At 58.1% G+C, this 18,034-nt stretch carries 13 protein-coding genes; 4 read left to right on the top strand and 9 right to left on the bottom strand.

What is annotated here, in order from left to right; translation table 11 throughout:
• Nucleotides 1-141 precede the first annotated feature (141 nt).
• The 4 genes from AC1AWK_RS07075 to AC1AWK_RS07060 all read left to right on the top strand — a co-directional run bounded on the left by AC1AWK_RS07075 (nt 142) and on the right by AC1AWK_RS07060 (nt 7,749).
• On the top strand, nt 142-1,491 hold the full coding sequence (locus AC1AWK_RS07075) for an MFS transporter (protein ID WP_476569321.1): 1,350 nt from the start codon (nt 142-144) through the stop codon (nt 1,489-1,491).
• A 48-nt stretch (nt 1,492-1,539) separates the two neighbouring features.
• Nucleotides 1,540-3,072 (top strand): ABC transporter substrate-binding protein, encoded by a 1,533-nt coding sequence (locus AC1AWK_RS07070; RefSeq protein ID WP_476569319.1) that lies wholly within the window; start codon nt 1,540-1,542, stop codon nt 3,070-3,072.
• A 76-nt stretch (nt 3,073-3,148) separates the two neighbouring features.
• Nucleotides 3,149-5,887, top strand: coding sequence for a valine--tRNA ligase (valS, locus tag AC1AWK_RS07065; RefSeq protein WP_476569317.1), 2,739 nt, complete (start codon nt 3,149-3,151; stop codon nt 5,885-5,887).
• A 311-nt stretch (nt 5,888-6,198) separates the two neighbouring features.
• On the top strand, nt 6,199-7,749 hold the full coding sequence (locus tag AC1AWK_RS07060; protein ID WP_476569315.1) for a phosphatase PAP2 family protein: 1,551 nt from the start codon (nt 6,199-6,201) through the stop codon (nt 7,747-7,749).
• Nucleotides 7,750-7,842: 93 nt separating this feature from the next.
• On the opposite strand, the gene AC1AWK_RS07055 is transcribed toward AC1AWK_RS07060, so the two are convergent.
• From AC1AWK_RS07055 to gatC, 9 genes are all read right to left on the bottom strand, one after another.
• Nucleotides 7,843-8,328, bottom strand: a complete 486-nt coding sequence (locus AC1AWK_RS07055; RefSeq protein WP_476569313.1) for an Lrp/AsnC family transcriptional regulator — start codon at nt 8,326-8,328, stop codon at nt 7,843-7,845.
• Between the two features lie 299 nt (nt 8,329-8,627).
• Entirely contained in the window at nt 8,628-9,017 is a 390-nt protein-coding gene (locus tag AC1AWK_RS07050; protein ID WP_476569311.1) for a chorismate mutase, read from the bottom strand.
• Between the two features lie 166 nt (nt 9,018-9,183).
• Nucleotides 9,184-11,064: a transcription termination factor Rho gene (gene rho, locus AC1AWK_RS07045; protein WP_476569309.1), complete on the bottom strand. Its 1,881-nt coding sequence runs from the start codon at nt 11,062-11,064 to the stop codon at nt 9,184-9,186.
• 264 nt (nt 11,065-11,328) lie between these two features.
• A complete protein-coding gene (locus tag AC1AWK_RS07040; RefSeq protein WP_476569307.1) occupies nt 11,329-12,930 on the bottom strand; it encodes an NAD(P)/FAD-dependent oxidoreductase in 1,602 nt (533 codons plus the stop codon).
• Nucleotides 12,931-13,083: 153 nt separating this feature from the next.
• On the bottom strand, nt 13,084-13,398 hold the full coding sequence (locus AC1AWK_RS07035) for a DUF2469 domain-containing protein (RefSeq protein ID WP_476569306.1): 315 nt from the start codon (nt 13,396-13,398) through the stop codon (nt 13,084-13,086).
• Nucleotides 13,395-14,507 carry a GNAT family N-acetyltransferase gene (locus tag AC1AWK_RS07030; protein WP_476569304.1) on the bottom strand — a complete coding sequence of 371 codons (1,113 nt, stop codon included), beginning with the start codon at nt 14,505-14,507 and terminating at the stop codon, nt 13,395-13,397. The genes AC1AWK_RS07035 and AC1AWK_RS07030 overlap by 4 nt, the downstream gene beginning before the upstream one ends.
• Nucleotides 14,508-14,592: 85 nt before the next feature.
• On the bottom strand, nt 14,593-16,092 hold the full coding sequence (gene gatB, locus AC1AWK_RS07025) for an Asp-tRNA(Asn)/Glu-tRNA(Gln) amidotransferase subunit GatB (RefSeq protein ID WP_476569302.1): 1,500 nt from the start codon (nt 16,090-16,092) through the stop codon (nt 14,593-14,595).
• Nucleotides 16,093-16,112: 20 nt separating this feature from the next.
• On the bottom strand, nt 16,113-17,645 hold the full coding sequence (gene gatA, locus AC1AWK_RS07020; RefSeq protein WP_476569300.1) for an Asp-tRNA(Asn)/Glu-tRNA(Gln) amidotransferase subunit GatA: 1,533 nt from the start codon (nt 17,643-17,645) through the stop codon (nt 16,113-16,115).
• A gap of 2 nt (nt 17,646-17,647) precedes the next feature.
• The gene (gene gatC / locus AC1AWK_RS07015) at nt 17,648-17,944 is read right to left on the bottom strand and encodes an Asp-tRNA(Asn)/Glu-tRNA(Gln) amidotransferase subunit GatC (RefSeq protein ID WP_476569298.1); all 297 of its coding nucleotides are present in this window, start codon (nt 17,942-17,944) and stop codon (nt 17,648-17,650) included.
• Between the last annotated feature and the right edge of the window lie 90 nt (nt 17,945-18,034).

The following is an 18,034-nucleotide window of genomic DNA, read 5'->3' as shown; positions in this document are numbered from 1 at the left end:
CGTGGCTCCGCGAGCCTTTATGCATCTCGCGCATATGCCGGCGACGCCCCTTGTGTTCACTTTGCGTTTACCCATAATGCGCATGTCCGCCCAACCTTGGCTTTACCATAAAGGATATCGCAACCGTCTGTAGGAGTACCGATGTCGGATAACACCATGTATGAAGCGGATTTGGAAGCCGCCGCAGCTGCGGCCAAGGGGCAGGAAGCTCCCGAGGGCCTTGTCGAAGGCGCCATTTCTGGCCCCTCGGGCAAGCTGTCCAAACGCGAAAAGCAGTGGATTCTGTATGATGTCGGCAACTCGGCCTTTGTGTTGCTGTCCACGGCGGTAGTGCCGATTTACGCCAATTCGTTGCTGGAGGCCGCCGGGCACGATGATATTGTGTCTACATGGGGCTATGCGCAAACCGTGGCTTCGCTGATCATCGCTGTGCTGATGCCGATTTTGGGGTCGATTGCCGACGTGCAGGGGATGAAGATCAAGTTCTTCCTCGGATTCTTCCTTACCGGCGTGGTGATGTGCTTGGGCATGGCGCTGCCGTTGGGATGGATGGCATTCCTTGTTGTATGCGTGCTTGCCACCATCGGTTTGAATGGTTCGCTGACCTTCTATGATTCGATGCTGGTGGATACCACAAGCAACGAGCGGATGGACAAGGTATCGTCGCACGGCTACGGCTGGGGATATGTTGGGTCGACGATCCCGTTCATTATTTGTATTGCGTTGATTTTCGCCGGCCCAGCGGCATTGGGACTGGACACGGTACTGTGCACCCGTTTGAGTTTCGTGATTACCGCCGTTTGGTGGGTGGCGTTCACCGTACCGTTGCTACGCAGTTATCGTCAGGTGCACTATCGCACTACCGCCGATCATACGGGCGAAGCGGTGCGCGGCGCGTTCCGCGAGCTGGCAAGCACTTTCGGCAAGATTCGCCGCAATAAGTCCCTGTTGCTGTTCATGATTGCCTTCTTCTTCTATATCGATGCGGTTAACACGGTGATTTCCATGAGCACCTCGTATGGCACCCAGTTGGGCATTGATTCCACCCAGCTGGTGGTGGCGCTGTTGGTAACTCAGTTCGTTGCGTTCCCTTGTGCGATTCTCTATGGTCGGCTCGCCGGACGTTTCGGCGCTAAACCGATGATTGTTGCCGCCGTCATCGCATACCTTTGCATCGTGTTCTTTGCCGCATTTTTCCTAAAGTCCGCCACCGAATTTTGGATTTTGGCGATTCTTGTCGGTATGTTCCAAGGCGGCATTCAAGCACTGTCGCGCTCGTATTATGGCAAGATCATCCCGAAGAAGCATGCCAACGAATACTACGGTTTTTATGACATTTTTGGCAAAACCGCTTCTATTTTGGGCACGTTCATCGTGGCTACGACCACCACGCTGACCGGCAACGCTTCCATGGGCGTGCTGTCCATCGCCATTTTGCTCATAGTGGCACTGGTCTTTTTGCTTGCCCAGCATGATCCCACCCGTCCATAATCAGTAGATGCCCGATTCGTCACAACCCCGTGCGGTACACTCGGAACTATGCAGGGTAATAAGCGCAAGGCATTCACCACATGGCTGGTTTTTCTCATCGTCGTCGCTGTCTTATCAGCGCTGGTGTGGATGGGCTATTCGGTATTGCATTCAGGCAAAATCGTACACGGTCCCGATTCGGTGAGTACCAACACGTCTTTGCATGTCGGATTGACCGACATGCCGCAATCTTTGGACATGCGTACCAAAGAAGGCAGTAACCTTGATCGCATTATGCTCGGCAATGTGTACGAAACGTTGGTAGCCCGCGATAACGACAACAAGCTTGTGCCTGGTCTCGCCAAACGCTGGACGATATCGAAAGACGGTCTGCGATATTCGTTCGATCTACGCTCAGGAGTCCGGTTCTCCAACGGACACATGCTCACCGCCACCGATGTGGTGTGGTCTCTGCAGCAGGCTGTGAACAAGCAGTACATCGGTGCGGACAAACTTGCTGATCTTGCCGAAGTCACCAACCCAGACACCCTCACGGTCGACATCACCCTGTCGAAGGCCGACCCCATGCTGTTGCGTACCTTGTCTTCCCGCGTCGGCGCCGTGTACGATCAGGATGCCTCGGTGAATTATGCACGACAGAGCGCAGGTTCCGGCCCCTTTGCCGTCACCAAGATAACGCCGGGGTCCAGCATTACCTTGACCCGTAACAGCCACTATTGGTCGACCCCTGCGCAGGCGTCATCCTTGACGCTGCATTTTTACACAGACGAACAGGCAATGTTGCAGGATGTGGCCGATGGCAAACTCGATGTGGCATTCCCCTCGGCAGATACGGATACCTCATCAGTAGCGAATAATCCGACCATTACGGTAACCAACGGTTCCACCACGGTGAAAACCCTGATCGCCTTCAACGCCGATACGGATTCCATCATGTCGGACGGGCGTATGCGGCAAGCAGTACGGTATGCGATCGACCCCAACGCCATCGTTGCTTCCCGTAACGATGCGGCAGGCCCGCTGGGAGGCCCGTTCAGCCCGCTCGAACCAGGTTACGAAGACTTGACTGGACTGTTTCCCCACGATGTCGCTACCGGCGCGAAACTCGCCCGGTATTTCTCACCGGGATATTACAACTATGGATTGCGTTTCGTCGTGCCGCAACGATACGAATCACTGGCACAAACCATTGCGCAACAGATAGAACAGGCTAATATTCCAGTCAAGCTTGAGGCTTTGGATGATGCAGCCTTGCAGCAGCGTCTCGATTCCCGTGACTTCGACATGACCATCATCACCATGGCCGACACGAACGATACCACGCAAATCGCCACACCAAACGGATTATCCCAGTACGTCAACGGCGATGTGCAGCAGCTATACGACACGCTTATCGGCGCCACCAATAACGATGAATACATCAAAGGTCTGAAAGAGTACGCCCGCGCCTTGAGTCAGGAGGCCGTTGCGGGGTGGCTGTATTACGGCAAGGACACTATTGTCGCCGCCAATGCGATTGAGGGATACAACACCAACATGACCGACCAGATGCTGACGTTGTCCGCTTTGTACAAGAAGTAGCGGGCGCGTCCGCATGACGGAACGCCCGCACCGGTATGCCGCACGGCTTGTCACAAAGACTTCCTAGACTAGCGGTATGACAGACAGCCAAGATAAGCTCAACGCAATTCATGCTCATTTGACGCCGTTGCCCGATAAGGTTGGTGTTGACGGTCTGGAAGACAAGTGGCGCTCGGTCTGGGAGGATCAGGGCACCTACCGTTTCCAAGGGTCGCGCGACCGCAAGGCCGTCTATTCCATCGATACTCCTCCGCCCACGGTGTCGGGTTCGCTGCACGTCGGACACGTGTTCTCCTACACGCATACCGATGTCATCGCCCGCTACCAGCGCATGTGCGGCAAGGATGTGTTCTATCCGATGGGTTGGGACGACAACGGTCTGCCTACCGAGCGCCGAGTCCAGAACTACTACGGCGTGCGCGTCGACACATCGCTCAAGTACGATCCTGATTTCAAGCCGCCGTTCGAAGGCACCGACGGCAAGAAGATCAACGCCAAGGATCAGGTGCCGATCAGCCGTAAGAATTTCATCGAACTGTGTGAGCGTCTTACCGCGCAGGACGAGAAACTGTTCGAGGAATTGTGGCGTTCTCTCGGCCTGTCCGTGGATTGGACGCAGACCTATCACACCATCGGCGAGCACCCGCAGCGCGTGGCGCAGCGCGCGTTCCTGCGCAATCTCGCCCGTGGCGAAGCCTATCAGCAGGAAGCTCCCGGCTTGTGGGATGTCACGTTCCAAACCGCCGTGGCCCAAGCCGAGCTGGAGAGCCGTGAGTATCCGGGCTTCTACCACAAGGTTGCGTTCCGTTTCGAGGACGGTACCCCGATTTACATCGAAACCACCCGTCCCGAACTGCTGGCGGCCTGCACCTCGCTGATCGCCAACCCGGACGACGAACGTTACCAGCCGTACTTCGGCAAGGAAGTGTATTCGCCGCTGTTCAAGGTGAAGGTGCCGATTCTGGCCCACCCGGCCGCGGAGATGGACAAGGGCGCCGGCATCGCCATGTGCTGTACGTTCGGTGACGTGACCGACGTGCAGTGGTGGCGCGACCTCAAGCTCCCTCTGCGTTCCATCATCCAGCGCAACGGCCGCATCACCATGACCGTACCGGAGTGGATCGAGGACGAGGGCGGCAAGGCGATTTTCGAGGAAACCGCCGGCAAGACCACGTTCTCCGCGCGAACCATCATCGTCGACCATTTGCGCGAGTCCGGCGATTTGGATGGTGAACCGACGCCCACGAAGCGTATGACGAACTTCTATGAGAAGGGCGACAAGCCACTGGAAATCGTCACGTCCCGCCAGTGGTATCTCAAGAACGGCGGCACCGACAAGACACTGAACGCCGAGCTGATCGCCCGCGGCAAGGAACTGAATTTCCACCCCGATTTCATGCGCGTGCGCTACGAGAACTGGGTGAACGGCCTCAACGGCGACTGGCTGATTTCCCGCCAGCGTTTCTTCGGCGTGCCGTTCCCGCTATGGTATCCCATCGACGCGCAGGGTGAAGTGGATTACGCACATCCCATCGTGCCGTCCGAGGATCGTCTGCCCATCGACCCGACCAACGACGTGCCGGAAGGCTACACGGAGGCGCAGCGCGACCTGCCCGGTGGCTTCACCGCCGAGCAGGACATCATGGATACGTGGGCGACGTCCTCGCTGACCCCGCAGATCGTGACCCGCTGGGCCGAATCAGGCGAAGAGAACGAGGCACTGTTCAAGGCCACGTTCCCCATGGATCTGCGACCGCAGGGCCAGGATATTATCCGCACTTGGCTGTTTAGCACCGTCGATCGCGCGCATTTGGAGAACGGCTGCCTGCCGTGGGCCAACGCCACCATTTCCGGCTGGATCCTCGACCCCGACCACAAGAAGATGTCGAAGTCCAAGGGCAATGTCGTGGTGCCGAACGAGCCCATCACCAAGTACGGTGCGGATGCCGTGCGCTATTGGGCCGCCGCCGCACGACTCGGTCTCGACGCCACGTATGACGAGGGGCAGATGAAGATTGGCCGCCGTCTGGCCATCAAGCTGCTCAACGCCACTAAGTTCGCGCTGGCTATTGGCCGTGAGGATGATCAGCATCATGTGGCCGACGCCGCTACCGCCGTGTGGGATGCTTCCGCCGTCAGCGAGCCGCTGGACCGTTCGGCCATGGCACGCATGGCCCGCGTGGTGCGCGAGGCCACCGAAGCATTGAGCCAGTATGAGCATTCCAAGGCGTTGGAAACCATCGAAAGCTTCTTCTGGCAGTTCTGCGACGACTACATCGAGCTGGTGAAGAACCGCGCCTACGGCACGGCCGACGCCACCGGAGCAGTGCCGAGCGAAGCTGCCGTGGCTTCCGCCCGCGCCACTTTGGGACTCGGTCTGGATGCCTTTGCCCGCTTGCTGGCACCGTATCTGCCGTACGCGGCGGAAGAAGTGTGGTCGTGGATGCATGAGGGCGAAGGCTCGGTACATCGCGCCGCATGGCCTGCCGCCGAGGTGTATGCGGCTGCCGCCGGCGACGCCACCGAGGACGCGTTGACCTACGCGGGCGAGGCGTTGGCAGCTCTACGTGGCATCAAGTCCAAGGCGAAGGTCTCCATGAAGACTCCGATTCTTGCCGTAACGTTGGCCGCCCCGCAGACGGTGGTTGATGCGCTTAACAGCGTCAGCGCCGACTTGGCCGAAGCGGGCCGCGTCACCGGCGGCATGACCTTCGCGCAAGGCGAGACGCAGGCGCAGGGGTCCGAGGGCACATCGAACATTGCTGTGGTTTCCAGCGAATTGGGAGAGCCTCCGGCAAAGCCGAAGAAGAACTAAGCTCACAAGAGCTCAGATCGAACTGCCCAACCGGTTTAGTATCGAGCAGCGAATGAGGCGTCGGCACTCACTGTGCCGACGCCTTTCGCATATCAAGGAGCTCTCGGCTCAATACGCCATCCACCGCACTCCTCATAGTGCGCTATCTGCTCCCAAAAATCTGCCAGGCCTCCACCAAAAAAGACATCTACGATTCATCGACCGTTCATCCTTGCGTGCATGGCAATTCACGATGAAACCACATAATGAATTCGTTTGGAATCTGACTCTCTATCCATGAGGACCAAACTTCATATGAAAGGATTCATCTCATGATTCGGCATACCCGACGTAAACTGTTTGCCACGGCACTGGCCGCCTCAATGTTTGCCACCAGCATTGTCCCCACCGCATACGCCAACGACCAACAGCCGGACAGCGATCCGCTCACCACCCTACTCTCTGAATACTCTACCTACTGGCAACCTGGAACAGTAGACGCCGATGGCACCGCCACCGGCGGAACCGTGTTGAACCCAGGGGTACTTGGCCATAACGATACGATCACAGTAGCTATCAACAACGCTGCCGCAAGCGGAACAGCCGACGTCATCACCGAACAGCAACAGCGCGCCTTGCGCGATTCCGACGACAAAACCGAAAATGTGCCCGCGCAATTCGCCGATGCACTCGGGCCAGTGCTGGGCGGATACTTCGTTGATGGATACCGTAACGGAGAACTCGCCCAAGTCTTCGACGTTATGAACAGCACCGGCCGCTCCACCTCTCCCGCCAAAGCCGCTTACGCGTATCCAAGGCCATACACTAATCGCGCCACTTGGATCTCAGGGCAGGATGATACAGCTCAAGGGAAGAACAACCTTGCAGGCCTGGCAGACACGCTCAACATCATTCACGTTCCGGACGCCAATTCCACCGGGCAAACAGCCAACTATGTAGGCAATTACGGACAGGGCTCGTTTCCCTCCGGACATACGTCATCAGTGTATTCGCGCGGCGTGGCACTGGCAGTCATGCTGCCGCAGCTCGCCCCGGAGATTCTGGCCCGCACATCGGAAGCCGGTAACAACCGTATTGTACTCGGCGTGCATTACGCGCTTGACGTGATGGGCGGCCGCATTGCCGGCACCGCTTCCAACGCCGCCTACTGGGAGACGAACGCCGCCAAGGTGCAGGCCGCGTCCCAGCAATTGCAAACATATTTGACACAGCGTTGCGCCGCCGACGGCTACGGCAGCACGCTGGCCGACTGCATCGCCAATACGGGCGCAGGCAGCGACAAGGGCTATACTAACGATTTCGTAGATACGGTAGTCACCAAGCCGGTGACCGACCGCGCATCCGCACTGGCCGCCTATACCGCGCGTATGACGTACAATTTCCAACCCGCGGGCAACACTCGCGCCGCCTTCACCGCCCCTGAAGGTGCCGCCGCGCTGCTTACCATCGCCTACCCCACGCTCACCGTGGCACAGCGCAATGCGGTGCTTGCCGCCACCGCCATCACTTCCGGCTACCCGCTGGATGCTTCTTCGCAAGGCTGGCTACGCATCAATTTGGCTCGCGCGTTGAGCTCGACCGTCACGCTGAGCGAGCAGGGCGAAGTCATCGCCGTTGCTGACGCCGATGCACCTTCGGTGCAAGTCCAGCATGACAACAACAACCAGCCCGGCAACAACAACAATCAGACCGACACCGACAACACCACCACGGATACCACGACCAACAACAACGCCGCCGCCAAGACGGCGGATCTCCTGGCCGATACGGGCGTGGCATCCGCTTCCAGCGCGACCGCCCTGCTTGTACTTACGCTTGCTGGCGTCACCGTGCTGGCTGTGCGACGCCGCGCACAGCGCTAACAGCGGCTTGCGCGCACATCACGAAGGGGGCGGGCGAATCATGAGTGATTCGCCCGCCCCCTTTGACGTCGATAAGGCTGCTCGCCCCTACGGTCACTTATCGAAACACGTATGCAAAATCACCGTGGTTTCGGTGCTCACCGGCACGGTACGATGAATCAGATTCAGCAGTTCTTTCAACTCCGCCGGAGAGGCCACCCGCACCATCAGCATATAGCTTGGCGTCCCGGACACCGAGTGACAGGATGTGATACCCTGAATTCCCTCTAGCTTGCGCGGGATATCTTCCTCTTCGGAGTAATCCAACGGAGTCACCGAGACAAAAGCATTGATGGTTACGCCGCGCACATCATGGTTGACAATGGCACGGTACCCCAAAATCACGCCGCGACGTTCCAGCTTCTGCACGCGCGACTGCACCGCGGAAATCGACAAGCCGGTCTGCTGTGAAAGGAACGAAAGCGTAGCGTGGCCATCTTCTTCCAGCAAGTCAAGAATCAACTCATCAATGGAATCCAACCCCGAGCGCCCCAAGGTTTCCGCACCGAACACGTCGTTCACGTTTTTGCCTCCCGTCATATGTCTGACAACGTTTTACATACTACCCGCAATGGTTACGTCACGCCAACTCACTGTGAATAATATCGCCACATATTTGGCGTAGACACCCATCAAGACACGGACCAGCACAGGCTACAGCAGCGCACAGCGCCACACATTGTCTCACCCGCCCCACTATACGGCACATTATGGGAAGGCAAGAGAGGCGACACGCCACCAATACAGACAATATGACTGCATCGCCCTTGTGGGCCGCTCTATGATTTACTGCGATACATCGAATCTCGCCATTGTGCAACAACGTTTACCATGTCGTCTCATGTTACGATATCATCTCGCCGCGCAGCAATCGCACGATGACGTGACTTCGAAGCATCGACTACCATCGCATGGTAGCGACGCACAATCTCACGATCCAGTCCGCACTCCTCTGCCAAGCCGGTCAAACGTGCCACCTGTCTACGTTCGCGCTCACTATCCAACGCCGCAAACCCAGCCTTTGCCTTGCACTGCCCTACCTGTCGGGTTAACGCAAACCGCTGTGCCAATAACCGCACTATCATTTCATCAACAGCATCAATGGACTGGCGCAGCCGTGCAATGGACTGTGCGGCCCGACCGGCCTCACCCCCATCGCGCAACGCATCAGCCACCGCCGTGTCTTGCACACTCAAGTCGTCGCCAGTCACAACCTTCACCGTACCCATGCACACCAGCATACACGCGCCCGCATAGCACAAGTGGGGTGGCTACCGGCCCTCCCGTTAGCCACCCCACCATAGATGCGCATCAACACAGCGTCACCGCTGCCTACCAGCGGCTGTCAGCGGTCACCACACCGTTGCCGCCTGGACCACGCCGTATTCGTCTCGCTTAGTTCGCCGCACCACCGTTGCTTTGCTGCACAATCGCAGCCAAGAAATCACGGTTTGTGGCCGTCTTCTTCAAACGCGGCACCAGCGTCTGATACGCCTGCTCAGGCTCCAAACCGCCCAGCAAACGCCGCAGACGGTAAATCACCGGCAGCTCGTCAGCGGCAGTAATCAGCTCCTCACGGCGCGTACCCGACGAGTTCACGTCGATGGCCGGGAACAGACGCTTATCGGCCAATTCACGGCTCAACTTCAGCTCCATGTTGCCCGTACCCTTGAACTCCTCGAAAATCACCTCGTCCATCTTCGAACCGGTTTCCACCAGTGCGGATGAAATAATCGTCAGCGAGCCACCGTTTTCAATGTTGCGTGCCGCACCGAAGAACTTCTTCGGCGGATACAGCGCCTGTGCGTCCACACCGCCCGAAAGGATACGACCCGAAGCCGGAGCTGCGATATTGTACGCACGTGCCAAACGGGTCATTGAATCCAGCAGCACCACTACGTCTTGACCAAGCTCGACCAAACGCTTCGCGCGTTCAATCGCCAACTCGGCGACTGTCGTATGGTCGGAGGCTGGACGATCGAAGGTAGAGGAAATCACCTCACCCTGCACCGTGCGTTCCATGTCGGTCACTTCCTCAGGACGCTCGTCCACCAGCACCACCATGAGGTGAACTTCAGGATTATTGGTCGCGATCGCATTGGCGATATTCTGCAAGGTAATCGTCTTACCGGCCTTCGGAGGCGAAACAATCAAACCACGCTGTCCCTTGCCAATCGGCGCCACGATATCCATGATGCGGCCCGTCAACTTATTCGTCGTGGTTTCCTGCTTCAAACGCTCCTGCGGATACAATGGCGTCAGCTTCGCAAATTGCGGACGATTCAGCGCATCCTCCACGCTCATGCCATTCACCGAATCGATGGACTGCAACGGCACGAACTTCTGACGTTGATTGCGACGCTCGCCCTCGCGAGGTGCACGAATCGCGCCCTTCACCGCATCGCCCTTGCGCAGGCCATACTTCTTGACCTGCCCCATCGACACGTACACATCGTTCGGACCGGGCAAATACCCCGACGTACGCACGAACGCGTAGGAATCGAGAATATCGACGATACCGGCGACAGGAACCAAGTCATCCTGCTGCGGTTCCTCACGACGCTGATCGCGGCGCTCCTCGCGCTCCTGCTCGTCCATATCACGGTCACGACCACGCAGACGACGCTGATGACGGTCGCCACCACGATCACCACGTTCCCCGCGGTCACGATTACGGCCACGACGCATCTCACGCTCGTCGCCACGGGATTCACGAGTCTCGCGTGATTCGCGAGGCTCGCGCACCTCATGGGACTCACCGTCGCGCTGCTCAGGCAGGGACGCCAGAATATCGTCAAGTTCCGAATCGGTAGAATCTGTCCGTGTCTTTGGCGCATCAGCCATGCCACGGCGTCGTCGCGGCATATCCTCACGCCCCTCATGCCGGCGAGCCTCACGCAGCTCCGCCCCATCAAGCACGGCGTCGGAATCCTCCGCACCACGACGATGACGTCGACTGATCACCCGGCGATCCTGCAACGGAGCTTGCGCCTGTTCTTCCAAACTCAACTCTTGCTGACGGGGCGCAGACTGCTCCTTGTTCACCGACGCCGACGGGCGATCCTGCACACGCGTCGCCGCATGATCCTCGGTGGAAGCGGGCTTAGCCGCCACAACAGACACGCCTTGAGGCGCCTCGCCGCCGGAACGCGCAGCCTGCAGAGTTTCCATCAACTCCGTCTTGCGCATGGCGGACGTGCCGCGCAGTCCCATCTGCTTGGCAAGATCCTTAAGCTCCGACAGCTTCATATCTTCTAAATTTTGGCTAGTTGCCACTGGTATGCCTTTCTTATGCCTGCTGGACCTTGCCAGCAACAGCTCAAAAAGATTGCGGAAAACCGCTCATGAATACTCGACGCCCTGAGGGATCTATGTCGAATACCCTTACCGTACACCATCGTCCTGACGAAAAACCCCGCACACCACTTCGGCATGTCCTACATTCCTCTGATTGCGGCGGTGCGCCTATAGTAAAAGGGCGTGGCCGCAAGACCACGCCCTTCCGTACGGCACCACGCGCATCGCGCATGATCAACGTTGTTATTTCTTCTCGTGATAGGACTGCTCCGTATTCACGCTCCACACATTCTTCTTTGACGTCTTACCTGAACGGATGTTGGACACTGCCTCAATCGCCGTGGCCATCGAATGATCCTGATTGTTGTAACGATGCTGACCATTACGACCCACACAATACAGGTTGCCAAACGAATCAAGATACTCAATCAGCTCCGGCATCTGCGCGTACGTATCGAAATACGCCGGATACGCCTTGGGCACGCGCTCACGGTGCGCGTCAATAACATCGTGCGGACCACTGATGACACGCATACGCACCAGCTCCTGAATCGCGAACTTCTTCGCTTCCTCGTCGGTCAGGCTCCAGAATGAATCGCCCTCTTCGCAGAAGTACTCCAAACCGACCCACACCGTATCGTCAACATCCTTGACCAGATACGGACTCCAATTATTGAAAATCTGGATACGGCCGACCTTATAGCCCGGATCCTGCACATAAATCCAGCAATCCGGCACAATCGGCGGATTGCCCAATGTTGCGATATCCGTGGTATTGCGCAGACGAAGATGCTTGACCAGCAAACCAACTGTCACAAAATCACGGTATGGTAAGCCATTGGCCACCGTGCGCATATCAGTTGGCACCAGCTCGCCAGGCCGCTGCTCGCCATTACCCATCGCATTGACCAAATCCTTCACCGGCATCGAAGAAATAAACTGGTCGGCACGCAACTCGGTACGCACGCCCTCACTATCCTCATACACCACCGACACAATGCGACCGCCATCCTGACGAATCTGCACCACCTTGGCATCCGTGACAACATGAGCGCCAGCCTTGCGGCAGTTGGATTCCACCGTCTCCCACAACTGACCCGGACCAAGCTTGGGATACCAGAATTCCTCAATCAGCGATGTTTCCACTTGTGACGAATCCCGCTTCTTAGGCATCAGCTTGAGCACCGCATTCTTCAACACTTCCGTAATGCTCAAACCCTTAACGCGCTGCGCGCCCCAATCAGCAGAAATCTGCGAAGGATGACGCCCCCACAGCTTCTCCGTATACCCTTCGAAGAACATCGAATACAGCTTGCGCCCGAAACGGTTGATATAGAAATTTTCCAAGTTGTCTTCCGGCAACTTATGGAACATGGACTTCAGGTAACTGAAACCCGCAACCATGGTGAGCTTGAAACCCATGGCACGCAAGGTATTGGGCGACAGACTGATCGGATAATCGAAGAAACGACGGTTCCAGAAAATACGCGACACACGATGACGCTTCAGCATCACCTCGTCGGTGACTTCCGGATCAGGGCCGCCAGGCTCCAGATCATGATGACGTCCCAACTTCTTGTCATCATAGCTGGGAGCGCCCTGCAACGGCAGAGTCTGACGCCACCAATCCATAATGCGGTCATCCTTGGAAAAGAAACGGTGACCGCCAATATCCATGCGGTTGCCACGATACTTTACCGTGCGGGAAATCCCGCCGAACTCACGAGTCGCTTCCAACACGGTCACGTCATACTGCTCGGAACCGCCGTCCTTCACGAGCTCCCACGCGGCGGTCAAACCAGCCGGACCACCGCCAATAATCACCACGGATTGCTTTTGCGCCACAGGGTTCTCCTTCATCACAACAAATCACCGATAGTTTATACGAAACATCGACAAACGAACATCAGCCCTGTGCATCATTCACGAATGCCACGCAACCAGACAGCGTGCATTACGCTTCATCATGCTCTTCGCTCTTCTCGCAGAGTTCCTGGATTAGTGCATGTCGTCGGGAATGTCGATATCGCTTTTCTGCACTTCCTCCACGTTGACATCCTTGAAGGTCACCACGCGTACATTCTTGACGAAACGGTTGGAGCGGTACATATCCCACACCCAGGCGTCGGTAAGCTGCACGTCGAAATACACATCCTGACCAGCTGAACGCACGTTGAAGTCCACCTTGTTCGCCAAATAGAAACGACGTTCCGTTTCCACCACATACGTGAACAGTTTGATAACGTCACGATATTCGCGATACAAAGCCAGCTCGGCGTCGGTTTCGTAATTATCCAAGTCTTCGGCGCTCATGCTTTGTCGTCCTCCACGTCACGTTTGCGACCGCGCCCCAAAGTACGCCACCATGCCTCTTTCGAAGCAGCACGCTGGGAATCGTTATACGGCCAGTTCATTTCCTGCTCGCCGCCGCCCACATGACCACCGGCACCGGCTACCTCATTCGGCGCAGAGCCCTCTTCCGTATCACGTTGCGCCTGACCGGACTTGTCGTTGTGCTCGTCGGCCTGCACCGAAGCATCATCACGCTCGTCAGCCGACGACGACTTGGCCTGCGACTGTGAACGCACGTCGGCATCCGCCACAGCACCATCCGGCGCAGCTTGCGAACGCTGACGAATCGCCATGGAATGCTCTCGCATGCTCAACGCTTCCTTCACACCCGGATTATCTTCCAGCACATGCATGCCGAAAGCGTCCAACGAGCGAATCGGATCGTACTCATCCACCAACGTATCCATGACAATCAAGTCCTGATACTTGGCATTCTCCACATCCCACAAGCCATCGCGAGCCGTGCCCGACGGCTGGAATCCCAACGACTGGTATACGGAAATCGAACGAGTATTCTTCTCCGGCACGCCAACCCAAATGCGATGCATGCCCAACCCGGCAGGCATCGGAGCGAAACCGAAGGTCATCACACGAGGCATGGCGTCACGCGAGTATCCACGGCCACGATAATCCTTGCCCAACACCACCTGAATACGAGCCGAACGCGCCCATGCGTCGATATCGATCAGAAACACCATGCCGATGACATGATCGGCACCCGCGCCATCAGGCGTGCCATCACCGTCATGATCGCAATCCGCCAACACCGACCATGCGATGGTGCGGCGGGACTCCGGATCACCCACGCCGGACTCGTCCGGAGACCGACCCTCCATCCACGCCACCGAGCGGCGCACCCACGTATGCACCAAAGCACGCTCCGCGGAGCGATCCTTACCGGTAATGCTCGACGCGTTGTAGAAGGCATCCAGCGCATCCAACTGCGGCAAATCCTCCACCGTGGCGGGGCGCAAATGCACCATTTCACCGCGAATCGGCGGAATGACGATACGATCCGGTAACTCGCGAGCCTGCGGTTCGACCGACGGGATCTGAGCAATGTGAGTCATGCGTCTCGTTTCCTTGAATAGCGTCCATACAACCAGTTACGAACATAGCGCACTTGGCTGTATGGACGCTGAATACACACGCCGCTTAAGCGTGAATCTTCTCCATGACGATCTTGTTCACCGCCTTGGCATCGGCCTGTCCCTTAGTGGCACGCATGACCGCGCCAATGATGGCGCCCATCGGCTTCATATTGCCAGCCTTGAGCTTCTCCACCACATCCGGGTTCGCGGCAAGCGCCTCTTCGACGGCGGCAACCAACGCACCGTCATCGGACACCACCTGGAAACCATGCTTGGCCACCACGTCGTCCGGCGAACCCTCGCCAGCCAATACACCGGCAACCGTCTGCTTGGCCAGCTTGTCGTTGAGCTTGCCCTCGGCAATCAGCGCCTCAACACGAGCCACATCCTGCGCGCTCACCGGCAGCTCCTCCAAGCTGACGCCCTTGGCGTTCGCCTCACGGGACAGCTCGCCCAGCCACCACTTCTTCGCGCCGGATGCCGACGCACCAGCGGCAACCGTGGCCTCGATCAGATCAAGCGCGTCGGCATTCACCACATCGCGCATCTCCAAATCCGAGAAGCCCCACGCCTGCTGCAACGCATTGCGACGCTCACGCGGCATCTGCGGCATCTCGGCGCGCAAACGCTCAATGCGCTCCTTGGTGATGTGCAGCATCACCAAATCCGGATCAGGGAAATAACGGTAATCGTCGGCATCGGACTTCACACGGCCGCCAGCCGTCGCCTGCGAGCCTTCATCCCAGTGGCGCGTTTCCTGCAGCACCTCGCCGCCATCCGCCAAAATCGCAGCCTGACGACGAATCTCATACTGAATCGTCTTCTCGATGCCGCGGAACGAGTTCACGTTCTTCGTTTCCGAACGGGTGCCGAACGGCGCGTCCTTACTCGGACGCAGCGACACGTTCACATCGGCACGCATATTGCCCTGCTCCATACGTGCATGGGAAATATTCAGCGCACGCACAATATCGCGAATCGCACGCATATACGCGCCGGCGATTTCCGGAGCGCGCTCGCCCGCACCCTCGATGGGCTTGGTGACGATCTCAATCAGCGGCACACCCGCACGGTTGTAATCCACGAGCGAGTGATCGGCGCCTTCGATGCGACCGTCGGCACCGCCCACGTGCGTGTTCTTGCCGGCGTCATCCTCGATATGGGCACGCTCGATCGGCACGCGGAACACCGTGCCATCCTCCAGCTCCACATCCAGGTACCCGTTGCCATTGGTTGGCTTGTCGTACTGGGAAATCTGATAATTACGCGGCATATCCGGATAGAAATAGTTCTTCCGGGCGAACTGACTCCACTCAGCGATGTCGCAATGCAACGCCAAGCCCAGCTTGATGGCATAATCCACTGCCGCCTCATTGAGCACCGGCAACGAACCGGGCAAGCCTAGAGAAACCGGCGTCAGCTGCGTGTTCGGATTACCGCCGAACTCCACCTCGGCCGGGCAGAACAGCTTCGTGGTCGTGCTCAGCTCAACATGCGTTTCCAAACCAATCACCGGGTCAAACTGACGCACGGCATCGGCATACTTCATCAATTTTTCAGCCATGATTCATTCCTTCCGAAGCGTCAGCGGCCCAAACCATCAAGCCACGGGGTGTTCAGCGAACGCCAAATAGGCCCGCCCCACTGTTCCTGCAACGCGGCTTCCAACGCCGCCGCAGGCTTGTACATCACTTCGTCACGCTGCTGCGGGGCAATAAACTGAATGCCGGCGGGCAGCCCGTCGTCACTCAGACCCGACGGAATGCTCATTGCCGGAGTACCGGCAAGATTCGCGGGAATCGTGGCGATGTCGTTCATGTACATGGCCATCGGATCGTCCATCTTGTCGCCGAACTTGAACGCCGTGGAAGGACTGGTCGCAGATACCAGCACATCCACCTGCTCAAACGCCTTGTTGAAATCCTCGATGATCAGCGTGCGCACCTTCTGCGCCGAACCATACCACGCATCGTAGTATCCGGCGGACAGCGCGTACGTACCAAGAATGATGCGGCGCTTGACTTCGTCGCCGAAACCGGCCTCGCGCGTGTACGCCATCATATTCGCAGCCGTAGCGGGCACGCCCTGCGGCGGCATCACGCGCATGCCATAACGCATGCCATCGTACCGAGCCAGGTTTGAGCTCACCTCGGACGGCATGATGATGTAATACGCGCCCAACGAATACGGGAAGTGCGGGCAAGACACCTCAACCACTTCGGCGCCCATCTGCTCCAACAGCGCCACCGCTTCATGGAAACGAGCCTCGACGCCAGCCTGGAAGCCTTCGCCGCCCAGCTCCTTGACCAAGCCGATGCGCATACCGTGCAAATCGCGATTCATGCCCTCGCGAGCGGCCTGCGCCATCGGACGAGCCGGAGCGGGAATGGACGTGGAATCACGGCGGTCATGACCGCCGATAATCTCCTGCAGCAAGGCGGAATCCAACACCGTACGCGAGACCGGGCCAATCTGATCCAACGAGCTCGCCATGGCGATCGCGCCAAAACGACTCACCCCTCCATACGTGGGCTTCACGCCGACCGTGCCGGTCAATGCGCCCGGCTGACGAATCGAACCGCCGGTATCCGTACCCAAAGCCAACGGCGCCTCGAACGCGGCGACCGCAGACGCCGAGCCACCGCCGGAACCACCCGGCACGCGCTCGGTATCCCAAGGGTTGCGCGTCGGACCATATGCGGAATGCTCCGTAGAAGAACCCTGCGCAAACTCGTCAAGATTCGTCTTACCCAAAATCGGGGTGCCAGCAGCCTTCAACCGCTCGATAACCGTAGCGTCGTAAGGCGGAATCCATCCCTCAAGAATCTTGGACGCCGCCGTCGTGGCAATGCCCTTAGTCACAATCATGTCCTTGATTGCAATCGGCACACCGGCCAACGCGGACACTTCCTCGCCCTTGGCAATGCGGGCGTCAACCTCATCCGCCTGAGCCAAAGCCTGATCGGCAGAAACCGCTAGGAACGCGTGCAGACTCGGCTCCGCGGCATCCATCACCGCCAAATGCGCCTCGACCAGCTCACGGCTGGACACTTCGCCGCCGCGCACACGATCCGCCATCTCGGCGGCAGACAATGTCACCAACGATGCGTCAACCATACTCACTCCTCCCCCAAAATGCGCGGAGCCACAAACATACCCGACTCCGACACCGGTGCGCCGGAGACCGCTTCCTGCTGGCTCAACGACTGCTCGGGAACATCGGGACGCAAATACGCCTCCAGCGGCACAGGATTCGCGGTAGGCGCGACATCGGCGGACGCCACCTCCTGCACCTTGTTAATGGATTCGGCGATGACATTCAGCTCGCCTTGCAGACGGACGATTTCCTCATCCGTAAGGGCAATTCGGGCAAGATCGCCCAAATGCTCGATTTCTTCTCGTGTGAAAGTAGGCATAGCCACCACTATATGAGCCGTATGTGACACGGGGAACTCCCCCAGCGGCATGTGGACAAACGCCGCCCACGCCATGCCAGACCGTTACGA

This window comes from Bifidobacterium sp. LH_491, from assembly GCF_056356495.1.
This window is presented reverse-complemented; position numbering and strand designations above follow the sequence as displayed.

Bases quoted from the DNA above. Each gene is read 5' to 3' on its own strand.
- AC1AWK_RS07075 (WP_476569321.1), top strand. From the start codon at position 142: ATGTCGGATAACACCATGTATGAAGCGGATTTGGAAGCCGCCGCAGCT.
- AC1AWK_RS07070 (WP_476569319.1), top strand. From the start codon at position 1,540: ATGCAGGGTAATAAGCGCAAGGCATTCACCACATGGCTGGTTTTTCTC.
- valS (WP_476569317.1), top strand. From the start codon at position 3,149: ATGACAGACAGCCAAGATAAGCTCAACGCAATTCATGCTCATTTGACG.
- AC1AWK_RS07060 (WP_476569315.1), top strand. From the start codon at position 6,199: ATGATTCGGCATACCCGACGTAAACTGTTTGCCACGGCACTGGCCGCC.
- AC1AWK_RS07055 (WP_476569313.1), bottom strand. From the start codon at position 8,328: ATGACGGGAGGCAAAAACGTGAACGACGTGTTCGGTGCGGAAACCTTG.
- AC1AWK_RS07050 (WP_476569311.1), bottom strand. From the start codon at position 9,017: ATGGGTACGGTGAAGGTTGTGACTGGCGACGACTTGAGTGTGCAAGAC.
- AC1AWK_RS07035 (WP_476569306.1), bottom strand. From the start codon at position 13,398: ATGAGCGCCGAAGACTTGGATAATTACGAAACCGACGCCGAGCTGGCT.
- AC1AWK_RS07030 (WP_476569304.1), bottom strand. From the start codon at position 14,507: ATGACTCACATTGCTCAGATCCCGTCGGTCGAACCGCAGGCTCGCGAG.
- gatB (WP_476569302.1), bottom strand. From the start codon at position 16,092: ATGGCTGAAAAATTGATGAAGTATGCCGATGCCGTGCGTCAGTTTGAC.
- gatA (WP_476569300.1), bottom strand. From the start codon at position 17,645: ATGGTTGACGCATCGTTGGTGACATTGTCTGCCGCCGAGATGGCGGAT.
- gatC (WP_476569298.1), bottom strand. From the start codon at position 17,944: ATGCCTACTTTCACACGAGAAGAAATCGAGCATTTGGGCGATCTTGCC.